This window comes from Pseudonocardia sp. D17 (assembly GCF_036984265.1).
In the GTDB taxonomy this organism is placed as follows: Bacteria; Actinomycetota; Actinomycetes; order Mycobacteriales; family Pseudonocardiaceae; genus Pseudonocardia; species Pseudonocardia benzenivorans.
This window is the reverse complement of the sequence record NZ_BPRG01000047.1, coordinates 33,819-49,497: the sequence shown is the minus strand read 5'-3', so window position 1 is coordinate 49,497 and position 15,679 is coordinate 33,819. Positions and strand designations below refer to the sequence as shown.

10 protein-coding genes are annotated in these 15,679 nt (G+C 74.5%); 7 read left to right on the top strand and 3 right to left on the bottom strand.

The annotated features are described in order from the left end of the window. The 3 genes from PSD17_RS09565 to PSD17_RS09555 form a co-directional block, all read left to right on the top strand. Window positions 1–631: DUF6537 domain-containing protein (locus tag PSD17_RS09565; RefSeq protein ID WP_339122411.1), on the top strand; the 631-nt coding region annotated here is incomplete at its 5' end. A 407-nt stretch (window positions 632–1,038) separates the two neighbouring features. Further along, on the top strand, window positions 1,039–1,938 hold the full coding sequence (locus PSD17_RS09560; protein ID WP_234027926.1) for a M23 family metallopeptidase: 900 nt from the start codon (window positions 1,039–1,041) through the stop codon (window positions 1,936–1,938). Window positions 1,939–2,680: 742 nt separating this feature from the next. Then, window positions 2,681–3,706, top strand: a complete 1,026-nt coding sequence (locus PSD17_RS09555) for a DUF4192 domain-containing protein (protein ID WP_339122410.1) — start codon at window positions 2,681–2,683, stop codon at window positions 3,704–3,706. A gap of 26 nt (window positions 3,707–3,732) precedes the next feature. On the opposite strand, the gene galE is transcribed toward PSD17_RS09555, so the two are convergent. Both galE and PSD17_RS09545 read right to left on the bottom strand, forming a co-directional pair. Next, entirely contained in the window at window positions 3,733–4,692 is a 960-nt protein-coding gene (galE, locus tag PSD17_RS09550) for a UDP-glucose 4-epimerase GalE (RefSeq protein WP_339122409.1), read from the bottom strand. Between the two features lie 198 nt (window positions 4,693–4,890). Further along, window positions 4,891–5,613 (bottom strand): metal-dependent transcriptional regulator, encoded by a 723-nt coding sequence (locus PSD17_RS09545; protein WP_013676065.1) that lies wholly within the window; start codon window positions 5,611–5,613, stop codon window positions 4,891–4,893. A 170-nt stretch (window positions 5,614–5,783) separates the two neighbouring features. On the opposite strand from PSD17_RS09545, the gene PSD17_RS09540 reads away from it, so the two are divergent. The 3 genes from PSD17_RS09540 to PSD17_RS09530 all read left to right on the top strand — a co-directional run bounded on the left by PSD17_RS09540 (window position 5,784) and on the right by PSD17_RS09530 (window position 10,963). Beyond that, window positions 5,784–6,950 carry an acetoin utilization protein AcuC gene (locus tag PSD17_RS09540; RefSeq protein ID WP_013676064.1) on the top strand — a complete coding sequence of 389 codons (1,167 nt, stop codon included), beginning with the start codon at window positions 5,784–5,786 and terminating at the stop codon, window positions 6,948–6,950. Further along, window positions 6,943–9,798, top strand: coding sequence for a bifunctional acetate--CoA ligase family protein/GNAT family N-acetyltransferase (locus tag PSD17_RS09535; RefSeq protein ID WP_339122408.1), 2,856 nt, complete (start codon window positions 6,943–6,945; stop codon window positions 9,796–9,798). The genes PSD17_RS09540 and PSD17_RS09535 overlap by 8 nt, the downstream gene beginning before the upstream one ends. Before the next feature lie 193 nt (window positions 9,799–9,991). Continuing rightward, entirely contained in the window at window positions 9,992–10,963 is a 972-nt protein-coding gene (locus PSD17_RS09530; protein WP_339122407.1) for a serine hydrolase, read from the top strand. Window positions 10,964–11,104: 141 nt separating this feature from the next. Here PSD17_RS09530 and PSD17_RS09525 read toward each other — a convergent pair whose 3' ends face one another. Further along, window positions 11,105–12,760: a fumarate hydratase gene (locus tag PSD17_RS09525; RefSeq protein ID WP_013676061.1), complete on the bottom strand. Its 1,656-nt coding sequence runs from the start codon at window positions 12,758–12,760 to the stop codon at window positions 11,105–11,107. A 217-nt stretch (window positions 12,761–12,977) separates the two neighbouring features. Here PSD17_RS09525 and PSD17_RS09520 point away from each other — a divergent pair, with 217 nt between their 5' ends. Further along, window positions 12,978–15,359, top strand: coding sequence for a xanthine dehydrogenase family protein molybdopterin-binding subunit (locus PSD17_RS09520; RefSeq protein WP_339122406.1), 2,382 nt, complete (start codon window positions 12,978–12,980; stop codon window positions 15,357–15,359). The last annotated feature ends 320 nt before the right edge of the window (window positions 15,360–15,679 follow it).

Sequence of the window (15,679 nt, the reverse complement as noted above, 5' to 3'; positions counted from 1 at the left end):
GTCCGAGCGCACGGCCCGCGACTACGCAGCCGTCGTGCGCGAGGCCTGGGACGCCGAACGTGCCGCCGGGGGAGCGGGCGAGTTCGCCGAGGCCGTCGCGCGCGGCCTCTACAAGCTGACCGCCTACAAGGACGAGTACGAGGTCGCCCGGCTGCTCACCGACCCGGCCTTCGAGGCCGCGCTCGCCGCCGAGGTCCCCGGTGGCACCGGGTTGCGCTACCGGCTGCACCCGCCCCTCCTGCGGGCGGCGGGCCGCTCGAAGAAGATCGCGTTCGGACCGTGGATGCGGCCGGTGCTGCGGACGCTCGCCCACGGGAAGGTGCTGCGCTCGACGCCGCTCGATCCCTTCGGCCGGACCGCTGTGCGCCGCATCGAGCGGGCGCTGCGCGACGAGTACCGGGCGACCGTGCGCGGCCTGGCCCGCGACCTCACCGCGGACTCGCTCCCCACGGCCGTCGAGGTGGCACGGTCGGCCGACCTGGTCCGCGGCTACGAGGACGTGAAGCTCGCCGCCGTCGAGCGGTACCGGGCGCGGCGGGCGGAGCTGGGACACCCGCTGTCGGCGGCTCCGCTGTCGGCGACTCCGCTGTCGGCGACTCCGCTGTCGGCGACTCCGCCATCGGCGACTTGACGGGCCGCGCCGCGCTCGTTCCTGATCAGTCGCAGGTCAGCGCCCTGACCGGTCCTCGTCCGACGACCGGTCGAGCGGTGTGACCACCGCCGCGGCGCGGTCGCCGAGGGTCGGTGACTCGTCACGCTGCGTGGGTGTGATTCGCCGCGGCGGTGCGCCGGGAGCGGCGAACGGCGGGTGAGGCCGCACGGCGTGTCGCGACGACACACCGTGTAAGCCGCTCACCGCGTCACTCGATCCAGTTGTCTCAGCAACGTCCCGGATCGGCAACTCGTCGGGTTCGGCGGGGCTAGCGTCTCCCTCGGATCGCATAACGGCGCGGTCACGGAACGGACACGGATCGAGTCCCCGATCGATCCACCCGCCCCCACGGGACGTCCGGCCGCGCCGGATCCGGAAGGAACGTCGTGTCACGGCATCGCTCCCCCAGTGGCCGTCGCGCGCACCACGGGTTCCCGTTGCCCGCCCTCGCGGCGGGCACGGGAACCGGCGGTGCCCATCGCGCCACCTCCCTGCCCGGTACCCCCGTCACGCGCATCGTCGCGGTCGTCGTCGCCGGTGGCGCAGTCGCCGCGACGGCCCAGGCCGTCCACGTCGGCGCTCTCGACGTCCCCGGCCTCACGGCGATGATGTCGTCCGACGCGGCGCCCACCGCCCCCGCGGCCGCCGGCGGCGTCGCGGGTGCCCCCGTCACCGGCGCCGACGTCGCCGCCCTCGCCGATCCCGCCGCCCCGGCGCCGACGGCCGACGTGCTGCAGCTCGTCGCCGCGCGCGGTGCGGACCTCGTCGCGACGACCCAGCAGCAGCTCGACGCCGCCCAGCAGGCCCAGCAGCGCGCCGTTCAGCAGGCCCAGGAGCAGGCGCAGCGGGCCGCGGCGGCGGCACAGGCCGAGGCCGCCGCGAAGGCGGCGGAGGCCACGCGGGCGGTGCAGATCGTCACCGGCCGGGTCAGCTCCGGGTTCGGTGCCCGCGGCGGCGCGATGCACGCCGGTCTCGACATCGCCGCGCCGATCGGCACCCCGATCCGGGTGCCCCTCGACGGGGTCGTCATCAGCTCCGGTCCGGCCAGCGGGTTCGGGCTGTGGGTCCGGGTGCGCCACGACGACGGCACGATCACGGTCTACGGCCACATCAACCGCTCGCTCGTGTCGGTCGGCCAGCACGTCAGCGCAGGTCAGCAGATCGCCGAGGTGGGCAACCGGGGTCAGTCGACCGGTCCGCACCTGCACATCGAGGTCGTCACGCCCGGTGGGCAGAAGATCAACCCGAAGCCCTGGCTCGACTCGCACGGCTTCCGCTACACCTGATCCCGGACCCCGGCCCCGTCTCGCGATCGACGTGGTCGTGACGACGGGCCGTGGTTTCGTGGGCCGTGGTTTCGTGGGCCGTGGTTTCGTGGGCCGTGGTTTCGTGGACCGTGGTTTCGTGGACCGTCGTACCGGCGCCGCGCCGCGGCGCGGTCGACCCGGGTCCGACGTGGCCCGCGACCCTGATCTGTCCGGGCGTCGACGGCGTTCGGCCGGACGATCGGCGGAGGGTGTGCCGCGCGCCTGTCGGTCAGCGGTGACAGCCCGAGGGCCGGTCATCCGGGTGGCGTCGGCGCGTCGCGGCCGCTCGGCCGGGGTGGACGCGACCCTGTCCGCCGGGTGCCGACGGCGGCTGCCCGGTCGACCGGGTGTCGGCGGTGGTGTTCCGTTGCGGCTCGTGTGCCGGGCCCTGCCGGTCGGCTCGTCGACCACCGCCTGAGCTGTCGCCTCCCACGCCTGCCGAACCTGGCGCGCCTACTACCTGCGGGCCGTTCCGGCGCTCGTCGCGACGCCTCCGGCCCTGCCGGTCGGCTGCGACGGCACGGAGCCGGTCGACCCCGGCGGGGGCGGCGCGTCGCAACCACTCGGGCGAGTGCACGCGACCCCGACAGAATTCGGCACCGCGCGCGCGGCATCCGCGGGTTGTCCACATTCGCGTTCGCAGCGGCCCGCGGCGGCAGGATGTCCACAGGCGTCCTGCCGAGCGGGCGCGCACGTCGGCGGTCGCCCGCACGATGGCGCCATGACCTCGCCAGGCTCGTCCCGCCCGCGCTCCCTCGACGACACCGTCACGTCCCTGCAGGGGCCGGGTGAGCTCGTCGCCGCGGTCCCGGTGCTGCTCGGGTTCCCCCCGGAGCGGTCGCTGGTGCTGATCGCCGTGCACGGCCCACGGCTGCGTTCGGTCGGGCTCACCCTGCGCGCCGACCTGCCGCCGCCCGGTGTGGACCCCACCGCCGTCTCCGACGTGGCCGCGGTGGCCGCGGGGCACCTGGTGGAGGCCGCGCCGCCCGGGCCCCTCGGTGCCGCTGTCGTGGTCGTCGACCCGGGTGGTCCGGCCCGAGCCGATGTCGTCGACGCGGTGCTGGCCGCGCTGGCGGCGGCCGGTGTCGAGGCCGGCACGTGCGTGTGGGCGGAGTCGACGGCGGCCGGCGCGCGGTGGGGATGCTTCCCGCCGTGCGGGTGCGCCGGGACCGTGCCCGACCCGTCGTCGACGCCGCTCGCGGCCCGCGCGGTGGCCGCGGGCACCGTCGTCCGGTCCTCGCGCGAGGAGCTGCGCCGCTCGGTCGGCCCCGCCGACGTCGACCGGCTGCGGCGGCGCGGGCTGCTGCTCGACAGTGAGCTCGACGAACGCGCCCGCGCCCGCGATCTCGCCGCCTGCCTGCGCACGCTCGACTCGGCACTCGTCGCGGCGGCCGACGGCCGGCTCCAGGTCGACGACGAGCTGGTGCTGGACATGGCCGTCGCGCTCCAGGTCCCGGCGGTACGCGACCGGGCGCTGCGTGAGTGCGTGGGCGAGCGGGCCGCGGCGGCCGAGCAGCTGTGGGCGGCGCTGGCCCGCGAGACGCCGGGGCCGGAAGCGGCCGAGCCCGCGGCGCTGCTCGCGGTCGCCGCGCTCGGCCGCGGCGACGGCGCACTGGCCCGGATCGCGCTCGAACGGGCGCAGGACGCGTGGCCGGGCCATCACCTCGGCGCAGCGCTCGACGCCGCGCTCGCCGACGGCTTCGGCCCCGACCAGGTGCGTGCCTGGCTGGCCGACGCACCGTGGTGACGCGGCCCCGGTGGGTCGCCGGGTCCTCAGGCGGGCAGGCGCCCCTGGGCGAAGCGCCAGGCGTCGGCCACCATGTCCTGCAGCGTCCGGCTCGGCGACCAGCCCAGCTCCGCGCGGGCCCGCTCGCTCGACGCGACGAGCACGGCGGGGTCGCCCGCGCGCCGCGGCGCCACCACCGCGGGGATCGGATGGCCCGTCACGGTGCGGCACGCCTCCACGACCTCGCGGACCGAGAAGCCCTCGCCCACACCGAGGTTGTAGATCGCGTGCCGGCCCGGCTCCGCGCGGTCGAGCGCACGCAGGTGGGCGTCGGCGAGGTCGTCGACATGGATGTAGTCGCGCACGCAGGTGCCGTCGGGGGTGTCCCAGTCGTCGCCGAACATCTGCACCGACTCCCGGGCCCCCGCCGCGACCTGCAGGACGATCGGGATCAGGTGGGTCTCGACGGTGTGCCGCTCGCCGTAACGGCCGTGGGCCCCCGCGACGTTGAAGTACCGCAGGCTCGTCGCCGCCAGCCCGTGCGCCGCCGCGTAGGAGCTGATCATGTGGTCGATGGCGAGCTTGCTGGCGCCGTAGGGGTTGGTCGGGCGGGTGGGGGAGTCCTCGCGGATCGGCACCTGTTCCGGCTCGCCGTAGGTGGCGGCGGTGGAGGAGAACACGAGCCGGGGCGTGCCGTGCGTACGGATCGCCTCGAGCAGCCGCAACGACTTCACGACGTTGCCGTCCCAGTAGATCTCCGGGCGCTGCACCGACTCACCGACCAGCGACCGGGCGGCGAAGTGCACGACCCCGTCGAAGCCCTCGGCCAGCACGTCGCCCGCGGCCTCGGCGAGGTCGCCCTCGACGAACCGGGCGCCGTCGGGCACCGCGTCACGGTGGCCGGTCGACAGGTCGTCGAGCACCACGACCTGGTTGCCGGCCTCCAGCAGATGGGCGGCGCAGACGCTGCCCACGTAGCCGGCTCCACCCGTGACGAGCAGCTTCACGCGATCCTCCTCGAACGGCGACACCAGTGCGCCGCCGTCCGTGCCGGGCGGCCCGCGACGGCGCGCCCAGACGTTCTCACGCCCGCCGCGCGCCTTCCCCGCGGGGGACCCGGAGGGTTCGCGCGCCGCGCGGAACAGGCCGTGGGTCCGGTCCGGACCCGCCGGCCCGCGAGGAGCCGGCCCGCGTGGAGCTGTCGCTCAGCGGGCGCGGACCAGCACCGCGTGGGCGATCAGCGGTGCGACGGCCGACTCGTCGTCGTCGGCCACGACGGGCACCGCGTCGCCGAAGCGGGAGATCGACCGCACCTCGACCTCGCGGCCGGGCACGATCCCCGAGAGCTTCAGCTCGCCCATCAGGTCGGCGTCGACCTGCACGTGCTCGGCGATCCGGCGCACCTCGACCTTGCCGCCGCCACGGCGGGCGAACTCGTCGAGCCGCTGCAGGCCGACCTCGAGAGGCGGCGGCGCGGCGGCGTTCGACGGGCCGGTCAGGTCCGGCGGGTCCGAGAGCTCGCCCAGGCCCGGGATCGGGTTCCCGTAGGGCGAGATCGTGGGGTTGTCGAGCAACGCGACGAGCTTGCGCTCGACCGCGTCGCTCATGACGTGCTCCCAGCGGCACGCCTCCGCGTGCACCAGCTCCCACTCCAGACCGATGACGTCGGTGAGCAGGCGCTCGGCGAGCCGGTGCTTGCGCATGACGGCGATCGCCCGGGCCCTGCCGTCCTCGGTCAGCTCGAGGTGGCGGTCGCCCGCGACGACGACCAGACCGTCGCGCTCCATGCGCGCCACGGTCTGGCTGACGGTGGGGCCGCTCTGCCCGAGGCGCTCGGCGATCCGCGCGCGCAGCGGAACGACGCCCTCCTCCTCGAGTTCGTAGATCGTCCGGAGGTACATCTCGGTGGTGTCGATCAGCTCGTTCACGGGCCGGCCCCTTCGTGTCCGCTGACCATAGTATCCGTGCAACGTCATCAGGGGCCCCGACCCATCCCGACCGTTGCGTCGGGTCGCGCCGCCGTCCGTCCGGGTCGCCGATCCGCCGTCCGGCGCTCGGAGCGAGCCGAGGCACGGCACCTGCCTTACGGTCGGGTCCCATGAGCGCCAGTACCGCCGTCGTCTGGACCCCGGGGTTCCTCGACTACCAGCTCTCCGACGACCATCCGCTCAACCCGGTGCGGCTCGACCTCACGATGCGGCTGGCCCGCGGCCTCGGCGTCCTCGACGACGTCGAGCTCCTCGAGCCGGACCCGGCGACCGACGAGGAGCTCGAGCGGGTGCACGCGCCGTCGTACCTGACCGCGGTGCGCTCGGCGCCGGAGATGCCGTTCGGCGTCGGCCACGGGCTGGGCACCGCCGACAACCCGATCTTCTTCGGCATGCACGAGTCGAGCGCGCTGATCGCGGGGGGCTCGCTGCTGGCGGCCCGCCAGATCGCCGCGGGGGCCGATCGTGCGGTGAACATCGCGGGCGGGCTGCACCACGCGATGCGCGACCGCGCGGCCGGGTTCTGCGTCTACAACGACTGCGCCGTCGCCATCGCCTGGCTGCTCGACCAGGGCTACGAGCGCATCGCCTACGTCGACGTCGACGTGCACCACGGGGACGGGGTACAGGCGGCGTTCTACGACGACCCGCGGGTACTCACCGTCTCGATGCACCAACATCCGCTGACGTTGTGGCCGGGGACCGGCTGGGCGACCGAGTACGGGGTCGGTGACGGGGCCGGCTACGCGGTCAACGTCCCGCTCGCCCCCGGCACCGGCGACGCCGGCTGGTTGCGGGCGTTCGAGGCGATCGTGCCGTCGCTGCTCGCGAACTTCCGCCCCCAGGTGCTGGTCAGCGAGTGCGGCGCCGACACCCACTCCGACGACCCGCTGGCCAACCTCGAGCTCTCCGTCGACGGGCAGCGCGCGATCTACCGGCGGATGCGCGATCTGGCCGAGACCACGGCCGGCGGCAAATGGCTCGTGCTCGGCGGCGGCGGGTACTCGCTGTTCCGGGTCGTCCCCCGGTCGTGGACGCACCTGCTCGCCACCGTCCTCGACCGCGACGTCGACCCCCGACGCCCGCTGCCGGCCGAGTGGATCGCGCACGCGACGACGCTGACCGGCCGACCGCTGCCGACGCACATGTCCGACGACGCCGACCCCTCCTTCGAGCCGTGGGGCGGCGACTTCGCCGCCGTCGACCCCACGATCGTCGAGGTGCGCCGCGCCGTCTTCCCCCTGCACGGCCTCGACCCGGACGACCCCCGTGACTGAACCGACCACGCCCGCCGCTGCGCCGGAGAGCCCTGCTGCGCCGGAGAGTTCTGCCGCGCCGGAGAGCCCTGCCCCGTCGGAGAGCTCCACCCCGTCCGGGAGCCCTCGCGCCTCGGACAGCCCCCCGTCCGAGGGCCCGGTCGCCGACGGCGCCACGCGCCCCGCCGCCCGCGCGCCCGGCTATCCGCGGCAGTGGGAGGCCGACGTCGTCGCCTCGGACGGCGGCATCCTGCACCTGCGCCCGATCGACCCGAGCGACGCCGACGCGCTGCGTGCGTTCCACGGCCGCCTCTCCGAGCGCACCCGCTACCTGCGCTACTTCGGCCCCTACCCGCGCATCCCCGACCGCGACCTCGAGCGGTTCACCACCCTCGACCACCGGCGCCGGGTCGCGTTCGTGTGCGTGCTGGGCGACGAGATCGTCGCCGTCGGCCGCTACGAGGGACTGGGACCCACACCGGAGGACGGCGGCTCGGCGGAGGTCGCGTTCGTCGTCCGTGACGACCACCAGGGCCGCGGGATCGGCTCGATCCTGCTCGAGCACCTCGCGGCCGCCGCGCGGGAGAACGGGCTGCGCCGCTTCGAGGCGGAGGTGCTGGTCGAGAACCACGCGATGGTCCGGGTCTTCCGCGACGCGGGCTACCAGGTCAGCCGCGCCTACGACGGCGGCGTCCTGCACCTCGAGTTCGACATCGACCCGACCGAGCGCTCCCTCGCGGTGCGCGACGCCCGCGAGCAGGCCGCCGAGGCGCGCAGCGTGCACAACCTGCTGCACCCGCGCTCGGTCGCCGTCATCGGCGCGTCGACCGACCCGTCGAAGATCGGGCACGCCGTCCTGCTGAACCTGTTGCGCGGCAACTTCACCGGCCCCGTCTACCCGGTGAACCCCGACGCCCGGTCGGTCCGCGGGGTGCGTGCCTACGCCTCGGTCACCGAGATCCCCGACGACGTCGACCTCGCCGTCGTCGCCGTGCCCGCCGCGGGGATCGACGAGGTCATGGACTCCTGTCTGGCCAAGGGGGTCAAGGCGCTGATCGTCGTCAGCTCGGGCTTCGCGGACGCCGGTTCGCACGGTCTCGTGGCCGAGCGGCGGATGGTGGAGGCGGCACGGGCGCACGGCATGCGGGTCGTGGGCCCCAACGCGCTCGGGGTGGCCAACACGGCAGCGGGGGTGCGGCTCAACGCGACGCTCGCCCCCGCGCTGCCGGGTGCCGGGAGGGTCGGGTTCTTCTCCCAGTCCGGAGCGCTGGGGATCGCGCTGCTGCAGGCGGCGACCGAGCGCGGCCTCGGCCTGTCGACGTTCGTCTCCGCGGGCAACCGGGCCGACGTCTCGGGCAACGACCTGCTGCAGTACTGGCAGAGCGACCCCGACACCGATGTCGTGCTGCTCTACCTGGAGACCTTCGGCAACCCGCGCAAGTTCGGCAGGCTCGCCCGCCGGCTGGCCCGCACCACGCCCGTGGTCGCGGTCAAGAGCGGGCGCCGGGTGCCGCTGCCGGCCCGGTCCTCGCGAGCCGTCCCGATCGACGACTCCAGCGTCCAGGCGCTCTTCGAGCAGTCCGGCGTCATCCGGGTCGCCACCGTCGCGCAGCTGTTCGACACCGCGCTCCTGCTGGCCCTGCAGCCCTTGCCGTCGGGCCCGCGGGTCGCGGTCGTCGGGAACTCGACGGCGCTGGGGGTCCTCGTCGCCGACGGCCTGCTCGACGAGGAGCTCGAGCTGGTCGGCGACCCGGTCGACGTGGGCGCGGCCGCGAGCCCGGCCACGTTCGCCGCGGCGGTGCGCGAGGCCGTCGCCGCCGACGACGTCGACGCGCTCGTCGCGGTGTTCGTCCCGCCGGTCGCGACCCACGGCGCGCCCTACGCGCGGGCGCTGCGCGAGGCGGTCGCGGGTTCCGGCAAGCCGGTCGTGACGACGTTCCTTGCCGCCGAGGGCGTCCCGGCCGAGCTGGCCGAGCCGCGGGCCGACGGCCGGGGGCCCGGGCCCGGGTCGGTGCCCAGCTACCCCAGCCCGGAGCGGGCGGTGGCCGCGCTGAGCCGGGTGGTGCGCTACGCGCGCTGGCGAGCGACTCCGCTCGGCGAGTTCATCGTTCCCGAGGGCACCCGCACCGACGAGGCCCGTGACCTCGTCGCGCGGTTGTTCGCCGAGCCGGCACCGGACGACCCGGCGCCGCGCACGCTCGTGCTCGACGACGACCAGACGACGGCCGTCCTCGGCTGCTACGGCATCGAGGTGGCGCCCTTCCGGCTCGTCGGGTCGGCCGAGGAGGCCGTCGCCGCCGCGGCCGAGCTGGGGTACCCGGTGGCGCTCAAGGCCACCGCGCCGCGCTGGCGGCACCGCTCCGACCTCGTCGGTGTCCGGCTCGACCTCACCGGTGCCGACGCCGTCGCCGCCGGGTACGCGGCGCTCGCGGCCGAGACCGGCGGGGACGAGGTGTACGTGCAGGTCATGGCACCGCGCGGGATGTCGTGCGTGCTCGAGATCGTCGACGACCCGTCGTTCGGCTCCCTGTTGTCGTTCGGGCTCTCCGGGCTCGCGACGGAGCTCCTCGGCGACCGCGCGTTCCGGGTCCTGCCGGTCTCGACGACCGATGCCGCCGCCCTCATCCGGGCCCCGCGGGCCGCCCCGCTGCTCGCCGGGTACCGCGGGGACCCGCCCGCGAAGCTGGGGGCACTGGAAGACCTGGTGCTGCGCCTCGGAACGTTGGCCGAGCAGCTGCCGGAGGTGCGGTCGGTCGTCCTCGACCCGGTCGTCGCCTCGCCCGACGGGGCCGTGGTGACGGGGGCGCGGATGGTGCTCGGCCCGCCGCCGACCCGCGACGACGGGGGAGGTCCCCGCCGGCTGAGCTGACGGGCGCGGCCGGGGGCGCGCCCCCACCCCCGGGCCGGCACGCCATCGCACCCGGGCCGGCGCTACCGCACCCGGGTCGGCTGGGCAAGATCGTCGACCTGGGCAGATGCTGTGAACCCGGCCCGAACCTGTCGGTCCGCTATGGATAGTTGCCCAATGGCAACGATCTGCGTCGCCGAGCCGTCATCGAGGTGTGAACGGACGGCGCACGCTGCGCAGGCTGACGGCCTCGGCGGCCGTGACGGCGGTCGCGCTGGCGGCCCTGGCACTGGTCGGCTTCGGTGGGGACTGGGGCGGGGGCCAGGCGTCCGCCGCGGCCGCCACGGCGGACGCGCCCGCGGCAGCGCCGCCGTCGACCCCGGCGACGACGCCCGTGGCCGACGCGACACCCGACACCGCGACGCAGAAGGCGTCGGCGGCGTCGGCGGCCGCGGTGACCGCCGCGGTCCGGGCCGTGGACGCGGTGGACGCGGCCTCGCCGAGCGACCTCGGCGTCGCGGTGCTCGACCGCGACACCGGCCAGCAGGCCGTCGGCGCGCGGGGGAGCGAGCAGTTCTACTCGGCGTCGGTCGTGAAGCTGTACACGGTCGTCGCGATCCTGCACCGCGTCGAGACGGGCGAGGTCACGCTCTCCGCCGCCGACGCCACCGACATCCAGCGGGCGCTGAGCCTCAGCGACGACCAGGCCATGGACGCGCTGTGGGAGAAGTCCGGTGGTCCGGCCACCGTGAGCCAGGCGATCGCGCTGGCGGGGCTCACCGACTCCGCCCCACCGACCGACCCCTCGCAGTGGGGCGAGGCGCTGATCTCGGCGCGTGACGTCGTCACCCTCTACGACTACGTGCTGACCTCGATGGCCCCGAGCAGCCGCGACATGATCATGAACGCCCTGACGAGTGCCCAGGACACGGGTGCCGACGGCTTCGACCAGGCCTTCGGCCTGCTCGCCCCGCCCCGCGCCCGGGGTGTCGCGGCGAAGCAGGGCTGGATGTGGATCGGGACGCAGTTCTACCTGCACACCACGGGAGTGCTCCCCGGCGACCGGTACGTGATCGCGATCTTCAGCAAGAACGCGGCGTCGTCGGGCTCGGCGGCGGCGCGGACCCTCGTCACGCGGGCCACGGCCGCCGCCACGGCGGCGCTCACCGGCAGTGCCGCACCCTGACCCGCCGCACCCTGACCCGCCGCACCCTGACCCGCCGCACCCTGACCCGCCGCCCCCGCGGGGAACGAACGGTCCGTTCGTGCAACAGGACTGCACGAACGGGCCGTTCGTGACACACGGGGCGCCCGGGTGTGCCGGGCGTCAGCGCCGGAAACCCACCTGCAGGGTCGGCTGCGAGGTCGAGGCGAAGAAGTCGTTGCCCTTGTCGTCCACCACGACGAACGCGGGGAAGTCCTCGACCTCGATCTTCCAGACGGCCTCCATGCCCAGCTCCGGGTACTCGAGGACGTCGACCTTGCGGATGCAGTCCTGCGCGAGCCGCGCGGCGGGGCCGCCGATCGAGCCGAGGTAGAACCCGCCGTGCGCGGCGCAGGCGTCGGTGACCTGCTGCGAGCGGTTGCCCTTGGCCAGCATGACGAGCGACCCGCCCGCCGCCTGGAACTGCGCGACGTAGGAGTCCATCCGGCCGGCCGTCGTCGGGCCGAACGAGCCCGAGGCGTAGCCGTCGGGGGTCTTCGCCGGCCCGGCGTAGTAGACCGGGTGGTCGCGCATGTACTGCGGCATCGGCTCGCCGGCCTCCAGGCGCTCGGCGATCTTGGCGTGCGCGATGTCGCGCGCGACGACGAGCGGGCCGGTCAGCGACACCCGGGTCTTGACCGGCAGCTGCGAGAGCTGCGCGCGGATCTCGTCCATCGGGCGGGTCAGGTCGATACGCACGACCTCGTCGGACAGGTCCTCGCTCTCGGTGTCGGGCAGGAAGCGGGCGGGGTCGCGCTCGAGCTGCTCGAGGAACACGCCGTCGGCGGTGATCTTCGCCTTGGCCTGGCGGTCGGCCGAGCACGAGACGGCGATGCCGACGGGCAGCGACGCGCCGTGCCGGGGCAGCCGGATCACCCGGACGTCGTGGCAGAAGTACTTGCCGCCGAACTGGGCGCCGATCCCGAAGTTGCGGGTCAGCTCGAGGACCTGCTGCTCGAGGTCGCGGTCGCGGTAGGCCGAGCCGTCGCCGGAGCCCGTGGCGGGCAGCGTGTCCAGGTAGCGCGCGGACGCCAGCTTCGCGACCTTCAGCGTGTACTCCGCCGACATCCCGCCGACGACGATCGCGAGGTGGTAGGGCGGGCAGGCCGCGGTGCCGAGCGAGCGGAGCTTCTCGTCGAGGAACCGCGCCAGTTTCGCCGGGTTCAGCAGCGCCTTGGTCTCCTGGTAGAGGAAGGTCTTGTTGGCCGAGCCGCCGCCCTTGGCCATCACCAGGAACTCGTACTTGGGCTGCTCGCCCGGCGCGGAGTACAGCTCGACCTGTGCGGGCAGGTTGGTGCCCGTGTTCTTCTCGTCCCAGAACGACGTCGGCGCCATCTGCGAGTAGCGCAGGTTGAGCTCGTCGTAGGCCTCGTAGATGCCGCGGGAGATGGCGCGTTCGTCGTCCCCGCCGGTCAGTACGGTCTCGGTCCGCTTGCCGACGACGATCGCCGTGCCGGTGTCCTGGCACATCGGCAGCACCCCGCCGGCGGAGACGCAGGCGTTGCGCAGCAGGTCCGTCGCGACGAACCGGTCGTTGGCCGAGGCCTCCGGGTCGTCGACGATGGCGCGCAGCTGGGCCAGGTGCGAGGGCCGCAGCTGGTGCTGGATGTCGGTGACCGCCTGCTTGACCAGCGCGGTGATCGTGGCGGGGTCGACCTGCAGGAAGGTCCGGCCGAGCTGGGGGGACTCGACGACGGTGCCGGGCTCGAGGTCGAGACGGCGGTACTCGGTGTCGTCCGGGCCGAGCGGGAGCACGTCGATGTGGTGGAACTCGGGCATGAGAGGACCGTACTCACCACGTGATGGGCGGGAGGTCGAACCGGCCCCCGACCGGTCCGACCTCCCGGGGGACGCGGCGACCGGGGTGGGCCGGTGCCGCGGGGCATGTGGCTGTCGGATCTCGTGCCACCCTCCCTGACCTGGCCCGAGTCGTCAACCGCCGGATGTGGCGAGTCCGACGCAGCCGTGACGCGGATCCGGTCGTAATGTGCGACACATGGTTGGATCCCTGCTGGGTACAGCGGTCCGGAGGGTCGAGGACCCCGAACTCCTCACCGGTGCCTCAACATACGTCGGCAACCTCCGCAAGGAGGGTCTGCTGCATGTCGCATTCGTCCGTTCCCCCCTCGCGCACGCGATCGTGACGGGCATCGACACCTCCGCGGCCGCGGACGCGGAGGGCGTCGTCGCCGTCTACACGGCTGCCGACCTCGACCTCCCGGCCCATCACGGGCTCATGCCGCTCAACCCCGAGACCCCCCGCCCGCCGCTCGCGTCCGACCGGGTGCGCTTCGTCGGCGAGTGTGTCGCCATGGTCGTCGCCGAGTCCAAGGCCGCCGCCGTCGACGCCGCCGAGCTCGTCGAGGTCGACTACGACCCGCTCGACGTGGTCGTCGACCCGGAGGCTGCGCTCGCCGACGGTGCGCCGCTGCAGTTCCCGGAACGTGGGTCCAACATGTCGGCCGGGCTGCGCGGCGCCGACGGCGCGGACCCGTTCGAGGGTGCGGACGTCGTCGTCAGGGCGCGCATGGTCAACCAGCGGCTGGCCGTCGTGCCCATGGAGGGCAACGCGATCGTCGTCGACCCGGCGGGCGACGGCGACCACGATCTCGTCGTCCACGTGTCGACCCAGATGCCGCACGGGTTCCAGGCGCAGCTGGCCGGGATCTTCGACCTCGACAAGTCGCGGGTGCGGGTCATCGCGCCGCACGTCGGCGGCGGCTTCGGGGGCAAGGCCGGGCTGATCGCCGAGCACACCGCGACGATCGGCGCCGCGCGGGCACTGGGCCGTCCGCTGTCCTGGGTCGAGACGCGCTCGGAGAACCTGCTCTCGATGCCGCACGGGCGCGACCAGATCGGCTACTACGAGCTGGGCCTGACCCGCGACGGGAAGATCACCGGGCTCAAGGCGCGGGTGATCGGCAACGGCGGTGCCTACGCGTGGTTCGGCGGTGCGCTGCCGATGAACATGACCTACATCATGGCGCCGGGCGTCTACGACATCCCGACGGTGTCCTACGACTCGGTCGTCGCCATGACGAACACGACGCCGATGGGCGCGTTCCGCGGTGCCGGCCGTCCGGAGGCGGCCGCGCACCTCGAGCGCATCGTCGACATCGCCGCCGCCGAGCTGGGGATGGACCCGGCCGAGCTGCGCCGTCGCAACTTCCACGACCCGGCCGCGTTCCCGCTGACGACGGTCGTGGGCGCGAACTACGACGTCGGTGACTACGACCTGCCGCTGCGCGAGGCGTTGCAGCTGGCCGACTACGACAAGCTGCGCGCCGAGCAGGCCCGGCGCCGAGAGGACGGCGAGGTCCGCCAGCTCGGCATCGGGATGAGTGTCTACGTCGAGATCACCGCGGGTGGCGGCGGCAGCGAGTTCGGCTCGGTGCGCATCCACTCCGACGGCAGCGCGACGGTCTCGGCCGGCACGTCGGGGCACGGCCAGGGCCACGCGACGGCCTTCGCCATGATCGCCTCCGACACGCTCGGCATTCCCATGGAGCGCATCACGTTCGTCCAGTCCGACACCGCGCTCGTGCCGCGCGGCGGGGGGACCGGCGGGTCGCGGTCGCTGCAGATGGGCGGCTCGGCCGTCTCCGCGGCGGCCGACGACGTGCTCGGCCAGGCCCGGCGGCGTGCCGCGGAGCTGCTGGAGGCCTCGCCCGACGACGTCGACCTCGTCGACGGCGGGAACGGTGAGTCCGCCTTCGGTGTGGCCGGGGTGCCGACGGCCACCGTCAGCTGGAGCCAGGTCGCGGGCGCGGCCGCCGAGGCGGGGGAGGAGCTGTTCGCGGGCCTCGACGCCCGGCAGGCGGGCGCCACGTTCCCCTTCGGTGCGCACGTGTCGGTCGTCGAGGTCGACACCGAGACCGGGCACGTGACGCTGCTGCGCCACATCGCGGTCGACGACTGCGGCCGGGTGCTCAACCCGCTGCTGGTCGAGGGCCAGCAGCACGGCGGGCTCGCCCAGGGCATCGCCCAGGCGTTGTACGAGGAGATCCTCTACGACGAGGCCGGCAACCCGCTGACCGGCACGCTCGCCGACTACCACATCCCGTCGGCGGCCGATCTGATCGGCTACGAGGCCGTCACGACCGAGACCCCTACCCCGATGAACGTGTTGGGCGCCAAGGGCATCGGCGAGTCGGCGACGGTCGGCTCGACACCGGCGGTGCAGAACGCGGTCGTCGATGCGCTCAGCCACCTCGGCATCCGCCACATCGACCTGCCGTGCACGCCGCAGCGGGTCTGGCGGGCGGTGCAGGAGGCGAGCGCGGGGCGGCCCGCCGACCCGTGGCGCGAGCCGCCCGCGGTGTTCGCGGACCTGCCCGTCCGCGGCGGCGGGGCCTCCGCCGACACCGAGGCGATCTGACGCCGTGAGCGGCGATGGTCGCCATGGCGACCATCGCCGCTCACGACCCGGGACCGCCCTGGCGCGCCGCTCGTGCTCCCGGGCCCACGCGAGCGCGGCGTCGAAGCGGCGTCGAACCAGGTCGTCTTGGTCGATACAGCGGCGGGAATCACAGTCGCGTCGTCCGGGAGGGGCGGGCGTCCCTGCCGGGCCCCGCGCGGGCGGTGTACCTGGACATCGGTGCCGCATTCACCCATCGGGCCACGCGGCCGGGCCCTGTCGAGGGCCCCAACCGTGATCGACGGCGTGCACCCCTCCTCGGCGGCGCGGCCCGCGGCGGG